We start from the raw sequence: 811 nt of genomic DNA on the forward strand, positions 1-811 counted from the left end.
ATGTCGCGGTAGGGATACCCGTTACCGGATACCCCCCGCACAGATCCCGGCGTGCGCGATTTACGCACCGGGCTCCTGCCTCGGGTGTCTGGCGGTGAACCGCTCCACAGGCCATGGATGAAGAACCCGAACCCTTGGTAGCCATGCGGCTGCCAGTTTGTTTGCTTTCGTCCAGGTCGTATCATCCTTCTGGCTCCTGCGCCTGAGCGCCCGGCGCCAGAGGTTTGTTACGTGTGTCCTGAACTTCTGCATGGTGGGGAAGTTGCCCGGTACCGAGTGATAGTTCAGGTATCCCTGAACCACTCTCCTGAGCCATTTTCCCTGTTCGGGGATTGAGTAATGCCAGCGCCTTCGCAGACCGTCTTTGATGGCTTTCAGAGTTGCCGTCATCCGATCCCGGCGGGTCTTTCGTATCAGCATGAACCTGCCGTTGCGATCTTTCCCGCTGATGTGCGTGAACCCGAGGAAGTTGAACGTTTCTGGTTTGCCTTTTCCCCTGATGGCACGGTTTTCGGCAGCGAAGCGGCCGAACTCCATCAGACGGGTTTTCTCCGGGTGAACCGTGAGTCCGAACTCCCTCAGTCTGCGCTGCATGGCTATACGGAAGCGCCGGGCATCGTATCGTTTGTCGAACCCGATGACGATGTCATCGGCGTATCTGACCATTACCACATTGCCTGTGGCATAGCGACGTCGCCACTGATGCGCCCACAGATCGAAGACGTAGTGGAGGTATATGTTTGCCAGCAGCGGTGAGATGACCGCACCCTGTGGGGTGCCTTCCTCCGTTGCTCGCCATTGACCCTCCTCC

At 58.3% G+C, this 811-nt stretch carries 1 protein-coding gene; it reads right to left on the bottom strand.

Going from position 1 to position 811, the window contains the following annotated elements; all coding sequences use genetic code 11:
• Positions 1 to 60 precede the first annotated feature (60 nt).
• On the bottom strand, positions 61 to 811 hold a 751-nt coding region (locus ACOTX5_RS26685), incomplete at its 5' end, for a reverse transcriptase domain-containing protein (RefSeq protein WP_074172561.1).

It is taken from the genome of Enterobacter cloacae complex sp. IR5441, assembly GCF_049238215.1.
Lineage (GTDB): Bacteria > Pseudomonadota > Gammaproteobacteria > Enterobacterales > Enterobacteriaceae > Enterobacter > Enterobacter hormaechei_C.